15 protein-coding genes and 1 tRNA gene are annotated in these 15,414 nt (G+C 57.6%); 9 read left to right on the top strand and 7 right to left on the bottom strand.

Annotation, left to right across the window (positions count from 1 at the left end; all coding sequences use genetic code 11):
* Positions 1 to 32 precede the first annotated feature (32 nt).
* Positions 33 to 464, bottom strand: coding sequence for a ferric iron uptake transcriptional regulator (gene fur, locus HMPREF9371_RS00715; protein ID WP_009117860.1), 432 nt, complete (start codon positions 462 to 464; stop codon positions 33 to 35).
* A 183-nt stretch (positions 465 to 647) separates the two neighbouring features.
* Between fur and HMPREF9371_RS00710 the strand changes: the two genes are divergently transcribed.
* The 3 genes from HMPREF9371_RS00710 to HMPREF9371_RS00700 all read left to right on the top strand — a co-directional run bounded on the left by HMPREF9371_RS00710 (position 648) and on the right by HMPREF9371_RS00700 (position 2,232).
* Complete coding sequence (locus tag HMPREF9371_RS00710; RefSeq protein WP_009117859.1) at positions 648 to 1,037, top strand: outer membrane protein assembly factor BamE; 390 nt, start codon at positions 648 to 650, stop codon at positions 1,035 to 1,037.
* A gap of 88 nt (positions 1,038 to 1,125) precedes the next feature.
* Entirely contained in the window at positions 1,126 to 1,938 is an 813-nt protein-coding gene (gene dapB, locus HMPREF9371_RS00705; RefSeq protein ID WP_009117858.1) for a 4-hydroxy-tetrahydrodipicolinate reductase, read from the top strand.
* A gap of 21 nt (positions 1,939 to 1,959) precedes the next feature.
* Positions 1,960 to 2,232, top strand: a complete 273-nt coding sequence (locus HMPREF9371_RS00700; RefSeq protein ID WP_009117857.1) for an oxidative damage protection protein — start codon at positions 1,960 to 1,962, stop codon at positions 2,230 to 2,232.
* A gap of 35 nt (positions 2,233 to 2,267) precedes the next feature.
* On the opposite strand, the gene HMPREF9371_RS12925 is transcribed toward HMPREF9371_RS00700, so the two are convergent.
* The gene (locus HMPREF9371_RS12925; protein WP_232203106.1) at positions 2,268 to 2,423 is read right to left on the bottom strand and encodes a lipoprotein signal peptidase; all 156 of its coding nucleotides are present in this window, start codon (positions 2,421 to 2,423) and stop codon (positions 2,268 to 2,270) included.
* A 25-nt stretch (positions 2,424 to 2,448) separates the two neighbouring features.
* On the opposite strand from HMPREF9371_RS12925, the gene dnaG reads away from it, so the two are divergent.
* From dnaG to HMPREF9371_RS00670, 6 genes are all read left to right on the top strand, one after another.
* Complete coding sequence (dnaG, locus tag HMPREF9371_RS00695; RefSeq protein WP_009117856.1) at positions 2,449 to 4,230, top strand: DNA primase; 1,782 nt, start codon at positions 2,449 to 2,451, stop codon at positions 4,228 to 4,230.
* Positions 4,231 to 4,306: 76 nt separating this feature from the next.
* Positions 4,307 to 6,253 carry an RNA polymerase sigma factor RpoD gene (rpoD, locus tag HMPREF9371_RS00690; protein ID WP_009117855.1) on the top strand — a complete coding sequence of 649 codons (1,947 nt, stop codon included), beginning with the start codon at positions 4,307 to 4,309 and terminating at the stop codon, positions 6,251 to 6,253.
* Positions 6,254 to 6,688: 435 nt separating this feature from the next.
* Positions 6,689 to 6,764, top strand: a tRNA-Ile gene (locus HMPREF9371_RS00685).
* Between the two features lie 92 nt (positions 6,765 to 6,856).
* Positions 6,857 to 7,516 (top strand): (d)CMP kinase, encoded by a 660-nt coding sequence (gene cmk / locus HMPREF9371_RS00680; RefSeq protein ID WP_009117854.1) that lies wholly within the window; start codon positions 6,857 to 6,859, stop codon positions 7,514 to 7,516.
* 125 nt (positions 7,517 to 7,641) lie between these two features.
* Positions 7,642 to 9,339: a 30S ribosomal protein S1 gene (rpsA, locus tag HMPREF9371_RS00675; RefSeq protein WP_009117852.1), complete on the top strand. Its 1,698-nt coding sequence runs from the start codon at positions 7,642 to 7,644 to the stop codon at positions 9,337 to 9,339.
* A 10-nt stretch (positions 9,340 to 9,349) separates the two neighbouring features.
* Positions 9,350 to 9,658, top strand: coding sequence for an integration host factor subunit beta (locus HMPREF9371_RS00670; protein WP_009117851.1), 309 nt, complete (start codon positions 9,350 to 9,352; stop codon positions 9,656 to 9,658).
* A gap of 199 nt (positions 9,659 to 9,857) precedes the next feature.
* Here the strand turns inward: HMPREF9371_RS00670 and rdgB are convergent, their stop codons facing one another.
* The 5 genes from rdgB to HMPREF9371_RS00645 all read right to left on the bottom strand — a co-directional run bounded on the left by rdgB (position 9,858) and on the right by HMPREF9371_RS00645 (position 15,161).
* The gene (gene rdgB / locus HMPREF9371_RS00665) at positions 9,858 to 10,457 is read right to left on the bottom strand and encodes an RdgB/HAM1 family non-canonical purine NTP pyrophosphatase (RefSeq protein ID WP_009117850.1); all 600 of its coding nucleotides are present in this window, start codon (positions 10,455 to 10,457) and stop codon (positions 9,858 to 9,860) included.
* Positions 10,454 to 10,693, bottom strand: a complete 240-nt coding sequence (locus tag HMPREF9371_RS00660; protein ID WP_009117849.1) for an NGO_0222 family membrane protein — start codon at positions 10,691 to 10,693, stop codon at positions 10,454 to 10,456. Before HMPREF9371_RS00660 ends, rdgB begins: the two co-directional genes overlap by 4 nt.
* Before the next feature lie 74 nt (positions 10,694 to 10,767).
* Positions 10,768 to 11,889, bottom strand: coding sequence for an outer membrane protein assembly factor BamC (bamC, locus tag HMPREF9371_RS00655; RefSeq protein WP_040659895.1), 1,122 nt, complete (start codon positions 11,887 to 11,889; stop codon positions 10,768 to 10,770).
* 11 nt (positions 11,890 to 11,900) lie between these two features.
* The gene (dapA, locus tag HMPREF9371_RS00650; RefSeq protein WP_009117847.1) at positions 11,901 to 12,782 is read right to left on the bottom strand and encodes a 4-hydroxy-tetrahydrodipicolinate synthase; all 882 of its coding nucleotides are present in this window, start codon (positions 12,780 to 12,782) and stop codon (positions 11,901 to 11,903) included.
* 180 nt (positions 12,783 to 12,962) lie between these two features.
* On the bottom strand, positions 12,963 to 15,161 hold the full coding sequence (locus HMPREF9371_RS00645; RefSeq protein WP_198003604.1) for a TonB-dependent hemoglobin/transferrin/lactoferrin family receptor: 2,199 nt from the start codon (positions 15,159 to 15,161) through the stop codon (positions 12,963 to 12,965).
* Between the last annotated feature and the right edge of the window lie 253 nt (positions 15,162 to 15,414).

Genomic DNA, 15,414 nt, shown 5'->3' with positions numbered 1-15,414 from the left:
CGGGCTACCTGAAACCTGCAACTATTTTACAATTAACGCTTTTCTTTTTTCTGGCAATCGGTACACACGCCATACATATATAAGGCATGGTCCACGATGCGGTAGCCGTTTTCCTGTGCAATCTGATCCTGCAGCTTCTCGATGGTTTCGTTGTGGAATTCGGTCACCTTGCCGCACTTGATGCAGACAATGTGGTCGTGGTGGCCGCCGGTATTCAGCTCGTACACCGCCTTGCCGGTTTCGAAATGGTGGCGCAGCAAAATGCCGGCCTGCTCAAACTGCGTCAGCACGCGGTAAATCGTGGCCACGCCGATTTCGATTTTTTCTTCCAGCAGCAAGCGGTAAACGTCTTCCGCGCTCAAATGCTCTTCGGGATAAGTTTCAAACAGATCGAGGATTTTCAAACGCGGGCCGGTGACCTTCAGGCCGCTGTCTTTCAATTGGGCGATATTGTTATTTTCCATAAGCCTTAATCAATCTCGGTTCACAGTTGGCGAATAGCCGCTATAATACGCACTTTCCGCGCGCTTGCCCACTATGGCCGCACCGTCTGCGGACGCCATAGCAAATTTCAACGGCGGCGTTTGCCTGCGGCACCCGGCCTTGCTTGCCGGTGCGCCTTGTCCGACTGACCGAAAGGTGATTCCGTGAATAAATCCGTCTGCCTGATGTTGGCTGCCTGCTTGGGCTTGGCCGCTTGCGGCTCCGAACGCATTTCCCATTTCCCTTCCTACAAACTGACCATCATCCAAGGCAACGAACTGGATGCGCAGGCCGTCTCCATGCTCCGCCCCGGCTTAAGCAAAGAGCAGGTACAGCACCTGCTCGGCACCCCGCTGCTGCGCGACCCCCTGCACGCCAACCGCTGGGACTACACCTTCAACATCAGCCGCAACGGCGTGGTGCGCGACCGTAAAAACCTGACCCTGCATTTCGACGAAAACGGCGGCTTGGCGCGTGCCGAAGGCGATGTGCTGGAACACATCCGCCAGCAGGCCGCAGAACAAAACGCCCCCGCTAGCGAAACCGCCCAATAAGCGCTCCGGCATCCCTACGCGGTTGCGGCATCCGCCCGATGCCGCTTTCAGGTAGCCTGAGCCAGCGCACATACTTCAGTAAAGCATCATGACCCAACCCTTAAACATCGCCATTGCCGGCGCCAACGGCCGCATGGGCAAAATGCTGGTGGAGGCCGTTTGCCGCCACCCGCACACCCGCCTCAGCGGCGCCCTCGAGCACAGCGGTTCGCCCGCCCTCGGCCAAGATGCCGGCCATGCCGTCGGCCTGAACACCGGCATCGTGATCAGCAGCGACACCGACGCCGTTTTGGCCGCCAGCGATGTGTTGATCGACTTCACCCGCCCCGACGTTTCCGCCGGCCTGATTGCCCGCTGCGCCGAACGAGGGGTAAAAATGATCATCGGCACCACCGGCTTCGATGAAGCCGGCAAAACCGCCATCGCCCGCGCCGCCGAGCAAACCGCTATTGTGTTCGCCGCCAATTACAGCGTCGGCGTCAACCTCACCTTCCACCTGCTCGACACCGTGGCCCGCGTTTTGAACGAAGGCTACGACATCGAAATCATCGAAGCCCACCACCGGCACAAAATCGACGCCCCCAGCGGCACCGCCCTGCGCATGGGCGAAGTGATCGCCCACGCCCTCGGCCGCGATTTGAAAGACTGCGCCGTGTACGGCCGCGAAGGCCAAACCGGCGCGCGCGACGAGCGCACCATCGGCTTTGCCACCGTGCGCGGCGGCGACATCGTCGGCGATCACACCGCCCTCTTCGCCGCCGACGGCGAACGGGTGGAAATCACCCACAAAGCCTCCAGCCGCATGACCTTCGCCGCCGGCGCCGTCCGCGCCGCCGTCTGGCTGCAACACCACCCCCGCGGCCTGTTCGACATGCAGGACGTACTCGGTCTCAAGCCCTGATTCACTTAAAAGGAAACCCTCATGACCCGCATGGTTCACTGCATCAAGCTGGGCAAAGAAGCCCCCGGCATGAAATTCGCCCCGCTGCCCAACGAATTGGGCAAACGCATTTTCGACAACGTATCGCAGGAAGCGTGGGACGCCTGGACGCGCCACCAAACCATGCTGATCAACGAAAACCGCCTCAGCCTGGCCGATCCGCGCGCGCGCCAATACCTGGCGCAGCAGATGGAAAACTACTTCTTCGGCGAAGGCGCCGACGCCGTTCAGGGATACGTGCCGCCCAGCGAATAAAGCCGTTTTGCCCGAATCAGGCTACCTGGAACCGTTCAGGTAGCCTGAGGCCTTTGCAAAAAACCCAGATGTGGATGCAGTTCAAGGCGTAGCAGCACAGCGAGCGCAGACATATCATGAAGATAGGCAAGCGAGCGAGCAGCGCACAACGCAGAAATGCGCCGCAGATGGGGGTTTTGCAAAGGCCTCAGCCTGCCTGCTTATCTTCCGCCCGATATGATACCCAGCGAATTTATCGACGAACTGTTGGCCAAAGTAGACATTGTCGACATCATCGACGAACAGGTGCCGCTGAAAAAAGGCGGCGCCAACTACATGGCCTGCTGCCCTTTTCACAAAGAAAAGTCGCCGTCGTTTTCGGTCAGCCCGAGCAAACAGTTTTACCACTGCTTCGGCTGCGGCGCCCACGGTTCGGCCATCGGCTTTGTGATGGAATACCAGGGCTTGTCGTTTACCGAAGCCGTGCAGTATCTGGCCGACCGCGTCGGCCTGGTGGTGCCGCGCAGCAAACATCAGGAGCGCCCCGAAGTGCGGGCGCAGCGCAAGAAAAAGCAGCAGACGCTGGAAGATGTTACCGCCCAGGCGGCCGGCTTTTATGCCCGCGAACTGGCCGACAGCAGCGCCGCCCAAGGCTACCTGAAAGGCCGCGGCCTCTCCGACGAGATCATCGCCCACTACGGCTTGGGCTATGCACCCGAAGGTTGGCAGCCGCTGGCGCGTCAGATTCAGCCCTATCCGTCCGTCGAACTGGTGGAAAGCGGCATGGTGCTGGAAAAAGACGGCAAACATTACGACCGTTTCCGCCACCGCATCATGTTCCCCATCCGCAATACCGGCGGGCAGGTCATCGGCTTCGGCGGCCGCGTGTTGGACGACAGCAAACCCAAATACCTCAATTCGCCCGACACGCCTTTGTTCGACAAAGGCAAAAATCTCTACGGCCTCTACGAAGCGCGCGCCGCCATCAAAGACGCAGGGCGGATTTTGGTGGTGGAAGGCTATATGGACGTGGTGGCGCTGGCCCAATTCGGCATCGGCTACTGCGTCGCCGCCTTGGGCACCGCCACCACCGCCGAGCACATTAAAATCCTGATGCGCCAAACCGACAGCATTTATTTCTGCTTCGACGGCGACCGCGCCGGCCGCCAAGCCGCTTGGCGCGCCCTGGAAAACGCCCTGCCGCAACTGAAAGACGGCAAATCGCTGCATTTCCTGTTTCTGCCGGAAACGCACGACCCCGACAGCTATGTGCGCGAATTCGGCAAACAGCGTTTCGAAGACGCCCTGCTCAACCAGAGCAAGCCCTTATCGGCCTATTTTTGGGAAGCGCTCACCGAACCGCTCGATTTGCACACCCAAGAAGGCAAGGCCGAGCTGGTCAAACGCGCCGCGCCGCTGCTGAACCAAATCACCGCTCCGGCATTGGCTTTTCTGCTCAAGCAGGAATTGAGCGGCATGGTGGGCATCGACCCCGCCAACCTCGCCCACCTGATGGGCCAGGAAGCCCCCAAGCGGCATGTGGCCCAACAGCGCTACACCCTGCCGCGGCAAACCTTCCGTCAGCCGGAAATGCTCACGCTGGCGCAAAAACAAATCCGCAGCCTATTGATAAATCCGCAATGGGCTACATATATCGACCTGCCCGACCACCTGGATTTGGGCGAAGACCTTTCCTGCCTGGCTGCCATGGCCGCTTATATCAGGCACAGCAAACACACGCCCTCGAGCGCCCAAATCATGGAAGCCATACGGCGCAGCCCCTATGCGGACAGCCTGCACAAAGTGGTGCAGGCCGGCGGCGACAGCGCCCAGTTCGACCACGGCAGCGACCGCGAACTGCACCATTTCCGCTTGGGGATGGAAAAACTGATGCACTCACTGCGACACCGGCAAATCGAAGCGTTAAAGCGCAAACACAGCACGCACGGCTTGAGCGAAGACGAAAAAAAACTGCTGCTGGGTCTGTTGAGGCATCCCCCCCAAGCAGGCGCTACCTGAAACCGCTTTCAGGTAGCCCTGCCGGTAAACGGCCGCGCCGTTCCCCAACCCTTTTCAAGAGAAACACGAGAGCCTTATGTCCGAACTGAACAACCACGTCTCCGAAGACGAACAAGACGGTAACCGCCCGCTGACGCCCGAAGAACAGCGGGCGCGTTTGCGGCAGCTGATTCTGCTGGGCAAAGAGCGCGGCTACATCACCTACGCCGAAATCAACGACGCCCTGCCCGACGAAATGTCGGCCGATGCCGAACAGATCGACAACATCATCAATATGATCTCCGGCCTCGGCATCCAGGTAACCGAAGAAGCGCCCGACGCCGAAAGCCTGCTGATGGGCGACAACACCGCCAACATGACCGACGATGACGCGGTGGCGGAAGCCGAGGCCGCGCTGTCGCAGGCCGATTCCGAATTCGGCCGCACCACCGACCCCGTGCGCATGTATATGCGCGAAATGGGCCAGGTGGATCTGCTGACACGCGAAGACGAAATCGTCATCGCCAAAAAAATCGAAACCGCCCTGCGCAATATGATTCAGGCCATTTCCGCCTGCCCCGGCTCAGTGGCCGAAATTCTCGAACTGGTGGAAAAAATCCGCAAAGACGAAGTGCGCGTAGATGAAGTGGTGGAAGACATCATCGACCCGCACGAAGAATTGCTCGACGAACTGGGCATCGGCGTGGCCGCCAAAGAAGACAGCAGCGAATCGGCCGATCTCGACGAAGACAGCGATGAAGACGGTGACGACGACGAAGAGGAAAGCGACAGCAGCGCCATTAGCGCCGCCAATCTGGAAGAACTCAAGCAAAAAGTGCTCAACCATTTTGAAGGCATCGCCGGCTCTTACAAAAAAATGGTGGCCGTGCTGAAGAAGCACGACAGCCGCCATGCCAACTATCTGGCCCTGCGCAGCGAAATTGCCGACCAATTGCAAAACGTCCGTTTCGCCACCCGCCAGATCGAAGCCCTAAGCAGCAGCCTGCGCAAACGGGTGGACAACATCCGCCGTCTGGAACGCGAAATCCGCGACATCTGTCTCGACCGCGTACACATGGACCGCGATTATTTCATCGCCAGCTTCCTGCCCCAACCCACCAATCTGGCTTGGGTGGAAGAAGAAATCGCCAAAAAGCGCGTGTGGAGCGAAGCGTTGGCCCGTTTCCAATACGCCATCATCGAAAAACAAACCGAATTGGCCGACTTGGAAAAACAGGCGCAGATTTCGATTGAAGAACTGAAAGAAATCAGCAAAAACATGGTGGTGAGCGAAAAAGAAACCGCCGCTGCCAAGCAGGAAATGATTCAGGCCAACCTGCGTTTGGTGATTTCCATCGCCAAAAAATACACCAACCGCGGCCTGCAATTTCTCGATTTGATTCAGGAAGGCAACATCGGCCTGATGAAGGCGGTGGACAAATTCGAATACCGCCGCGGCTATAAATTCTCTACTTACGCCACCTGGTGGATCCGCCAAGCCATCACCCGTTCGATTGCCGACCAAGCGCGCACCATCCGCATTCCGGTGCACATGATCGAAACCATCAACAAAATGAACCGCATCTCGCGCCAATACCTGCAGGAAACCGGCGAAGATCCGGATGCCGCCAAACTGGCCGAACTGATGGAAATGCCGGAAGACAAAATCCGCAAAATCATGAAAATCGCCAAAGAACCGATTTCCATGGAAACCCCCATCGGCGACGACGACGACAGCCATTTGGGCGACTTCATCGAAGACGTCAACAATGTGGCGCCGGCCGACGCCGCCATGTATTCCAGCCTGCGCGACGTCACCCGAGACATCCTGGAAAGCCTCACGCCACGCGAAGCCAAAGTGCTGCGCATGCGCTTCGGTATCGACATGAACACCGACCACACTCTGGAAGAAGTGGGCAAACAGTTCGACGTTACCCGCGAACGCATCCGCCAGATCGAAGCCAAAGCCCTGCGCAAACTGCGTCACCCCTCCCGCAGCGACCGCCTGAAGAGCTTCCTCGACAGCGAAGAACAAAAACCGTAACCCCCTTCTCTGCCTGTCTGAGCAATCCACAGGCTTTTGAAACCCAGGCTGAGACCTTTGCCACCCAGCTGCGGATACTGTTCAAGGCATAGCGGCGCAACGGGGTAAACGTCTCCAATTCTTGCGCGAACAGTGGCCTTCGGGCACAACGCACGGAGCCGCAATGCCCGTTCTCAGCCTGAGACCTTTGCAAACCCCCAGATGTGGATGCAGTTCAAGGCGTAGCAGCGCAGCGAGGCGAACGAAGGAGTCCCTGTGGGACAGACATATCATATAGATAGGCAAGCGAGTAAGCAGCACACAACGCAGAAATGCGCCGCAGATGGGGGTTTTGCAAAGGTCTCAGCCTCTTACCCAGGCTTCGGGCTACCTGAAAGCCGCCATTGCTTGTCAGCCCTTCGGCGAATCGGTAGAATGCCGCCTTCGCTTCTGACCGGGCCTGTAGCTCAGGGGTTAGAGCAGGGGACTCATAATCCCTTGGTCGTGGGTTCGAACCCCACCGGGCCCACCACATCCACACACAGGCCGCACCCATTGCGGCCTGTTTCTTTTGTTTGCCGATGCCCAAGCGCCGCATCGGCCACCCTGATTCAAGGACACAATATGGTACAAAATGTGATTGCCATCGACGGCCCCAGCGCCTCCGGCAAAGGCACCGTCGCCGCGCGGGTGGCCGAAGCCTTAGGCTGGCACTACCTCGATTCCGGCGCCCTTTACCGCCTGACCGCTTTGTATGCCCAACAGCAAAACACCGATTGGGCCGACGCAGAGGCCGTCGCCGCCTTGGCGCAAGCCCTGCCCGCAAGCTTTGACAACGGCCGCATCTGGCTGAATCAGGAAGACGTTTCCGACACCATCCGCAGCGAAGCCATCGGTATGGGCGCCTCCGCCGTGGCAAAACTGCCTGCCGTGCGTACCGCCCTGCTGCAACGCCAGCGCGACTTCCTCACCGGCCCCGGCCTGGTGGCAGACGGCCGCGACATGGCTTCGGTGGTGTTTCCCGATGCCGTGCTCAAAGTGTTTCTCACCGCTTCCGCACCGGTACGCGCCGAACGGCGCGCCCGCCAACTCGGCGTGCCCACAGAAGGCGAAGCTTTCGCCCGCATTCTGGCCGACATCGAAGCCCGCGACGAAGCCGACCGCAACCGCGCCGCCGCACCGCTGCACAGGCTACCTGAAGCCGAATGGTTGGACACCTCCGCCATGGGCATTGAAGAAGCAGTAAAAAAAGTGCTTGATTGGTATCGACAAAAGACAAATTAAGGTACAATGCCGCGTTTTGTGCGCCTGCCGTTGCCAAACGGCAGGAAAAGCGCCCAGATTTTCCGTCTGCCGTGCCAAGGGCGGCAGACTTTTCTCCACCCCAACCCCGCACCCCTTGGCGGTGTATGAAAGAAATGCATAACATGGAAAATTTTGCCCAGTTATTGGAAGAGTACTCAGCCGTACAGGAAATGAACCAAGGCGAAGTCATCACGGCCGAAGTGGTGGACATCACCGACAAATACGTGATCGTGAACGCCGGTTTGAAATCCGAATCCCTGATCGATCTGAGCGAATTCAAAAACGCCCAAGGCGAACTGGAAGTTAAAGTCGGCGATTTCGTGACCGTGACCATCGAGTCTGTGGAAAACGGTTTCGGCGAAACCAAACTGTCCCGCGAAAAAGCCAAACGCGCAGCCGATTGGATCACTTTGGAAGAAGCCATGGAAAACGGCGACATCCTGTCCGGCGTGATCAACGGCAAAGTCAAAGGCGGCCTGACCGTGATGATCAACAGCATCCGCGCCTTCCTGCCGGGCTCTTTGGTGGACGTGCGTCCGGTCAAAGACACTTCCCACTTCGAAGGCAAAGAAGTTGAGTTCAAAGTCATCAAACTGGACAAAAAACGCAACAACGTGGTCGTTTCCCGTCGTGCCGTGCTGGAAGAAACCCTGGGCGAAGAGCGTCAAGCCCTGCTGGAAAACCTGCAGGAAGGTACCGTTGTCAAAGGCATCGTGAAAAACATTACCGACTACGGCGCGTTCGTGGACCTGGGCGGCATCGACGGCCTGCTGCACATCACCGACCTGGCATGGCGCCGCGTGAAACACCCGAGCGAAGTGCTGGAAGTCGGCCAAGAAGTAGAAGCCAAAGTACTGAAATTCGACCAAGAGCGCAGCCGCGTGTCTTTGGGCATGAAACAGCTGGGCGAAGATCCTTGGAACGGCCTGGCCCGTCGTTATCCGGCACGCACCCGCCTGTTCGGCAAAGTCACCAACCTGACCGACTACGGTGCGTTCGTGGAAATCGAACAAGGCATCGAAGGCTTGGTGCACGTTTCCGAAATGGATTGGACCAACAAAAACGTCCACCCGAGCAAAGTCGTGCAACTGGGCGACGAAGTAGAAGTGATGATTCTGGACATCGACGAAGACCGCCGCCGCATCAGCTTGGGCATGAAACAATGCCAAGCCAATCCGTGGGAAGAGTTTGAAGCCGGCTTTAACAAAGGCGACAAAATCAAAGGCGCCGTGAAATCCATCACCGATTTCGGCGTATTCGTGGGCCTGCCGGGCAACATCGACGGCTTGGTACACCTCTCCGACCTCTCTTGGAGCGAAAGCGGCGAAGAAGCCGTACGCAAATACAAAAAAGGCGAAGAAGTGGAAGCCGTGGTCCTGTCCATCGATGTGGAGAAAGAACGCATCTCTTTGGGCATCAAACAGCTGGAAGGCGACCCCTTCGGCAACTACATCAGCGTGAACGACAAAGGCTCCCTGGTGAAAGGCACCGTGAAGTCTGTTGAAGCCAAAGGCGCCGAAATCGCCCTGGCCGATGAAGTAACCGCCTACCTGCCGGCCTCCGAGTTCGACAGCGAGCGCGTGGAAGACCTGACCACCAAGCTGAAGGAAGGCGACGAAGTAGAAGCCGTCATCGTTACCGTAGACCGCAAAAACCGCAGCATCAAACTGTCTGTGAAAGCCAAACACGCCAAAGAAAACCGCGACGCACTGAACACCGTGAACGCGGCTTCTTCTGCCAGCGCCGGCACCACCAGCCTGGGCGACCTGCTGAAAGCCAAGCTGGGCGGCGACAACGAATAAGGATGCGGCAATGACCAAATCAGAGTTGATGGTTCGTTTAGCTGAAAAATATATTGCTGCCAACAGCAATACCCAGCTGGCCGCCAAAGATGTCGAGCAGAGCGTTAAAGTTTTGGTGGACACCATGACCCGCTCCCTGGCCCGCGGCCAGCGCATCGAAATTCGTGGGTTTGGCAGCTTCGATCTCAACCACCGTCCGGCCCGTGTCGGACGCAATCCCAAAACCGGCGAAAAAGTGAACGTACCGGAAAAATACGTTCCCCATTTCAAACCCGGTAAAGAATTGCGTGAACGGGTGGATCAATCGGTTGCTAAATAACCGTTTCCCCGCCAAAACGCCGCTGTAAATCAGCGGCGTTTTTTTATAATGAGCATAATTATTAAAATATTGTTTTTATTAGTATTTAATCCATTTCAATCAATTCTAAATTCGATTATTTAAATTAACTGTTCTTCAGGTAAAACCGCCACTAAGCAATCAAAACACTCTCCCCGTGGCATATCTGTCGGCATATTGTTCAAGGGGCTGACGGAGAAGAGCGGATGCGGGCCAGCAGCTGTTGCAAAGCCTGCGCCCGGTGGCTGATGCGGTTTTTCAGTTCGGGTGCCAGTTGGGCGGCGGTTTGGCCGTATTCCGGCAGATAAAAATGCGGATCGTAGCCGAAACCGTGCTCGCCCCTGGCTTCAGGTAGCCACTGACCGTACCAGCGGCCTTCGGCGATGACAGGGGTCGGATCCTCTGCATGCTGCAGCCAAACCAATACGCACACATAATACACGCTTGGGTCGGCGCTGCCGGCCAGGTCTGCGCCCAATTTGGCATTGTTGGCCGTATCCGATTTGGGCTCGCCGGCATAGCGGGCGGAATAGATGCCGGGTGCGCCGTTTAAGGCCGGGGCGCAAATGCCGGAGTCGTCGGCCAAGGCCGGCAAGCCGCTGTAGTGTGCGGCATGGCGGGCTTTGGCCAAGGCGTTTTCAATAAAAGTTGGATGGGGTTCGGGGCATTCCGGCACCTCGAAATCCGCTTGCGGCCGCACCTGATAACCGGCCTGAGCCAGCAGTGCATTGAACTCCCGAATTTTGCCGCTGTTATTGCTGGCCAAAACCACTGATTTCACAGCTTGTGCTCCTTATTTTGATTGCGCGCTTTCAACAAAGCTTGGCGGTGTTTGTGTTTCAAAAACAGGGCCAATGACGCCATTTGGCCGCCAATGCTACCGAAGGCGGCAACAAAAGACACCACGGCCAAAGCGGTCTGTTTTTCCAGCAGCAGCCAGCTGCCGATGAGCAAAAGAACCAAAAACAATAAGGTACACAAGGCAGTTAGCCACAGATAACGGCGGGCGGGGGACATACAGGCTACCTGAAAGAAAAATTCAAAACAAAACAGCCTTTAAAGCATTAAAGGCTGTCGGGAAGCAAAATAAGTCAACGCAACTCTTGATATAAGCGGCGCAGCCAAGCTTGGGCATCATTGCCTTGATAAGGGCTGCCATCCTTATTAGCCAGTGAAATACGGCTTGTGTTGTTGGCTTGAGGCGCCACCACCACCACAAATTCAGGCAGTTTTTCCGGCTCGGCGGGGCGGCTGCTGCCGAACAGGCGGGCAAAAAAGCCGGGCTTCTCATTGCGTACCGCTTCGCCTTCTGCCGGGGCTACCTGAACCAAATAAGCATGGCGTTGCGGGTTTTCACCGGTGATGTTCAGGCCGATGCGGTCGAGTGCCAGGCTGACCCGGCGCCAGTTGCGTGATTGTTCGCCGCGCACCAGCACTTGGTTACCCTCTAGGGTGGCCAACTCACCGGCTTGGGCGGTGCTGCGGCGGCTGAGTTCACGTTCGATCTGCTGTTCGTCGGCACCCAGATACTGCATAAAACGGCCGAGGAAGACAGCCTCCAAATCGGCATCACGCGGCGCGGGTTGCCACATGGTGGTGTCTTTGTTGCGGTCGGCATAGGTTTCCTTCATGCCGCGGTGGGAGAAGAAAACATCGGTGCCGCCTTTGCTGTTGCGCTCCAAGCGGATGGTGAACTTGTCGCGCTCGCCGGTGGAGTACACGCTGCCCAAACCGATGCGGTCAAACAGACGGCGCAAGCCGTCTTGCGGCAGTTTGGCACGGTTTTCCGCCCAATCGGTTTCCATCAGGCCGATGCCCGGCTCTTCGCGGGCGATCACAAAGCCCTGCTCTTGCCAGAAGGCATGCAGCAGCGGCCAGATTTGGGCCGGAGTTTTGTTGCCCACGTTCAGCCAGCGCTCGCCGCCTTCGCGTTGAATGCTGATGTTGCGCACTTCGGCCAATACCGGGCTGTTAGCATTGGCGGCAGAGGCTTGGCGGGCGCGGGCCAGATCGCTGGCGCGCACGGCACCGCTGCCGGCCGGCAGGGCGTAACGGTCGCCTTGGTTGGGGTTGGTCAAATCAGGCGGCACGTCCAAGCTGACCACACGTTGGTTATTGGTTTGGTAATCCAATTTTGGCTGTTCGCCGTCGGAGGCACAGGCGGTTAATGTGCCGCTGAGCAGCAAAACAAAAGGCAGTTTCAACGATTTCATGCAGAATTCCTTCACGGTTGGATCAGTTGTGCCGCGCGTAGGGCTGCACTAACTTGTTGTTGTGCGGCTTCGGAAAGCTCGATGATGGGCAAACGGGAAAATGCACCGCAACGGTTTAATCGGGACAAGGCCCACTTGGGTGCGGCCGGGCTGGGTTCGCAGAACATGACGTTGTACACGGGAATCAGGCGGCGGTTGAGTTCTCGTGCGGCAGCGATGTTGCCGGCCAGAGCGGCACGGCACATATCGGCAAACAATTTGGGCGCCACATTGGCCGCCACCGTGATCACGCCGTGACCGCCGCTGAGCATAAAAGCCATGCCGGTGGGGTCGTCGCCGGAATAAACGGCAAAGCCTGCCGGCACTTGGTTAATCAATTCGATTTCACGGGCAATGTCGCCGCTGGCTTCTTTGACGCCGATGATATTGGGCACTTCGGCCAAGCGCAAAATTGTTTCGTTATTCATGTCCACCACGGTACGGCCGGGAACATTATAGACAATCATCGGGATGTCAACGGCCTCGGCAATGCTTTTGAAGTGGCGGTATATGCCTTCTTGGGAAGGTTTGTTGTAGTAGGGAACCACCGATAAGGTGGCATCCGCCCCCGCCCGGCGGGCGGCTTGGGAGAGCTCGATGGCTTCGCGGGTGCTGTTGGCACCCGCGCCGGCAATCACGGGGATACGGCCGGCGGCATGGCTGACGGCTGCCTCGATCACCGCCATGTGCTCCTGCATGCTCAAAGTGGCACTTTCGCCGGTGGTGCCGGCGGCCACAATGGCATCGGTACCGCTTTCGATGTGCCAGTCGATCAATTGGGCAAATTGTTCGTAGTCGATGCTGCCGTCGTCTTTCATCGGGGTGACGATGGCAACCAAACTGCCTGTCAGCATAGCTTGAACCTTTATTTTTCGATAGCCGTCAATAAAACGGCGCGATTGTAGCTTATTTTTGCCGTTTGTGCGCAAAATCAGACAGATTAAAAATCATTCAAAGACATCATGAATAAATCAGGCTACCTGAAAGCGGATGCCGCCGTTTTCAGGTAGCCCGGATACCTTGGCAAGCCGGGATCAAAAGCGCCAAGCGACGGAAGCTTTGATGTTTCGCCCCACGCCACTGACAAGCTCGCCGAGGTAAGGCGCATAACGGCGGTTGAAGATATTGTCAGCGGTGAGACGGACGGTCAGTGCCTGCCAATGCGGCGGCTGCCAGGCGGCAAACAGGCCGTGCAGGGCGTAGCCGCGCGATTTGGGCAAACTCCAGGAACCGGCTTTGGGATCGCCGTCGGTGGGGGAGCGGTCTTGGCGACGGACAAACTCGCCCCGCCAACCCAGGGTCAAGCCTTGTGCGGGGAAACGTACGCCTAGGGTGGCGGTGGCTTTACGTGGCGGAATCTCGCTCAACCAAGTGTCTTGTTCATGCCAGGGGTTGCGCGGAGAAGCTTGGCGCTTGCCGCTAATAAAAGAATAACTTAGGCCGGCAAACCAACGCTCGGCTTCGTAATATGCTTCCAGTTCGCCGCCGCGTATGGTGTAGCCGGGCAGATTGCGGTAGTTGGGAATCGGTTTGGCACAGACAGCGGATGAGGCACCGTTGCTTTGTTCGCGGCAGAAAATCCCCCGGTTTTTGAAGATTTCATCACGGCCGCGCATATGGAACAGAGTGGTGCGCAGTTGGAGGCTGTCGTCATCGTGCAGCAGGTTTTGCCAACGCATGACGCTGCCGATACGCAGCGCAGTCAGCTTTTCCGTACTCAGGCTAGGGCTGCTGCCGGCAGCGGTGCTGGTGGCGGATTGGACTTCGTATTGTTCGTCGATAAGCGGTGCGCGGTGGCTGCGGCTGACGTCGGCAAACAGCAGAATGCCCGGTTGCGCCTGCCAAGTCAGACCGAGAAACGGCGACCAGTTGCGGTAGCTGCGGCTGCGGTAGTCGTGCCCGGCTGCCGGAGTGTGATAAATGGGGGCCAAATTGCCCTCGCCTTGATTGTGGACGTGGTCGTAGCGCAGTGCGGGGGTCAGCGTCCAGTCGCCGAGGCGCATCTCGTCTTTAATATAGAAGCTGTTGTGCTGCTGTTTGCCCGAAGGCATATAGTAAGGCTGGAAGGTGCCGTAATTGTATTGGGGGTTATTGATGCGGGAGCTGCTTTTATCCGTCATCAGTGCATCGCGCACATGGCGGTTGAAGCGGATGCCGGTTTGTAGGCGGTGCTGTACCGAACCGGTGCTGAAACGGGCGGTGTTGGCCAGTTCCAAAGATGTGTCTTGATAGGCGGCATGGCTTTCATGTCCCATGCTGCCCAAAAAAGATGAAGACGAATAGGTGCTTTCCGGACGGCGGTCGTGTTGCCGTGTTTTGGCGTGGTTAAGGGAGAGGGTCAAATCCAGCCAAGGATTGTCGAGGGGGGTGTAGCGGTATTTGAACGCATAACTTTGGTCGCTTTGGTTGCGGTAGACCAATTTGCGCCGCCATGCCTCGTGTTCACCGTAGCGGTTGATGTCTCTTTGCGAAGGGGCGGTCAACTCGCCGCGTTTGGCCGCCCACGGTTCCCATGCGCGGTGGCTGCCGTAGAGGGCGGAAAGGGAGAACGAGTGTTCTGCCGATGGGCGGTAATTGGTTTTCAACAAGAAACTGTTTTGGTCGTTGGCGGAAAAAGGCAGGCTGTCGCCTGAGGGCGTACGGATGTCTTCGCCGCGCCTGATGGATGCATAAAGCAGGGTATCCAGGCTACCTGAAGGATTTTGCAGAAAAAAAGCCGCACTGTTTTGCCATTGGCGGTCGTTGCTGCGGTAGCCGCTTTTCACCAGTCCGCCCAATAGTCTGCCGTCCTGCAGAAAATCGCGGGCATCACGGCTTTCCAGGCGCACGGCACCGCCGAAACCGCCGTTGCCGCGTGCAGCGTCGAAAGGACCTTTGTCAACGGTTACGCGGCGCAGCAGTTCCGGCTCGACGAAGACCGATCCCTGACGGTAGCGCTCAAAGTTTTTTTCGGCACCGTCTATGCTGACTTTAATGTCTTCATTGTCGCCAAAACCCCAGATATTGAGGGTTTGCCCGCCCGGACGGGGCGAACCCGACATCGAGGTTCCCGGCAGCATATCCAAAAGCGAAGCCACATTATCCGCCTGCTGTTGGTCGATATTTTCCTGGTTGAGGCGGGATTGGCCGACCGGCAAATTGGCAGAGGCGGATACCTCAATATCGGGCAGCACTGTAGAGCGGGTAGCTTCTTCTTGGCCGGCGGCCGAAACCGAAGCAGAGATCAAGAGCAAGGCCGATGCGGTAAACAGGTAAACAGTAGAAAGCGGTAACGGTGATCGGAGCAGCATAAAAATTCTCTTAAAAATTCCCTTTAGGTGTAAGCAAAACTGAATCAGGCCGAAGGCAGGAGGCCAAGGCAAAGCTTGGGCGCAGTGCTCGACTTCCCGAGCCCTTCTGCCGGAGGCAAGCACAGCCCCGCCGTTTCAAGCAGCAGCGCCCTGCCCGGCAAATTTGAGCGGCGCGGATTGTACAGAAAGGTTAAAT

This window comes from Neisseria shayeganii 871, assembly GCF_000226875.1.
Taxonomy (GTDB): Bacteria; Pseudomonadota; Gammaproteobacteria; order Burkholderiales; family Neisseriaceae; genus Eikenella; species Eikenella shayeganii.
Note: the sequence above shows the minus strand (reverse complement) of the source record. Positions and strands in the feature narration are given on the sequence as shown.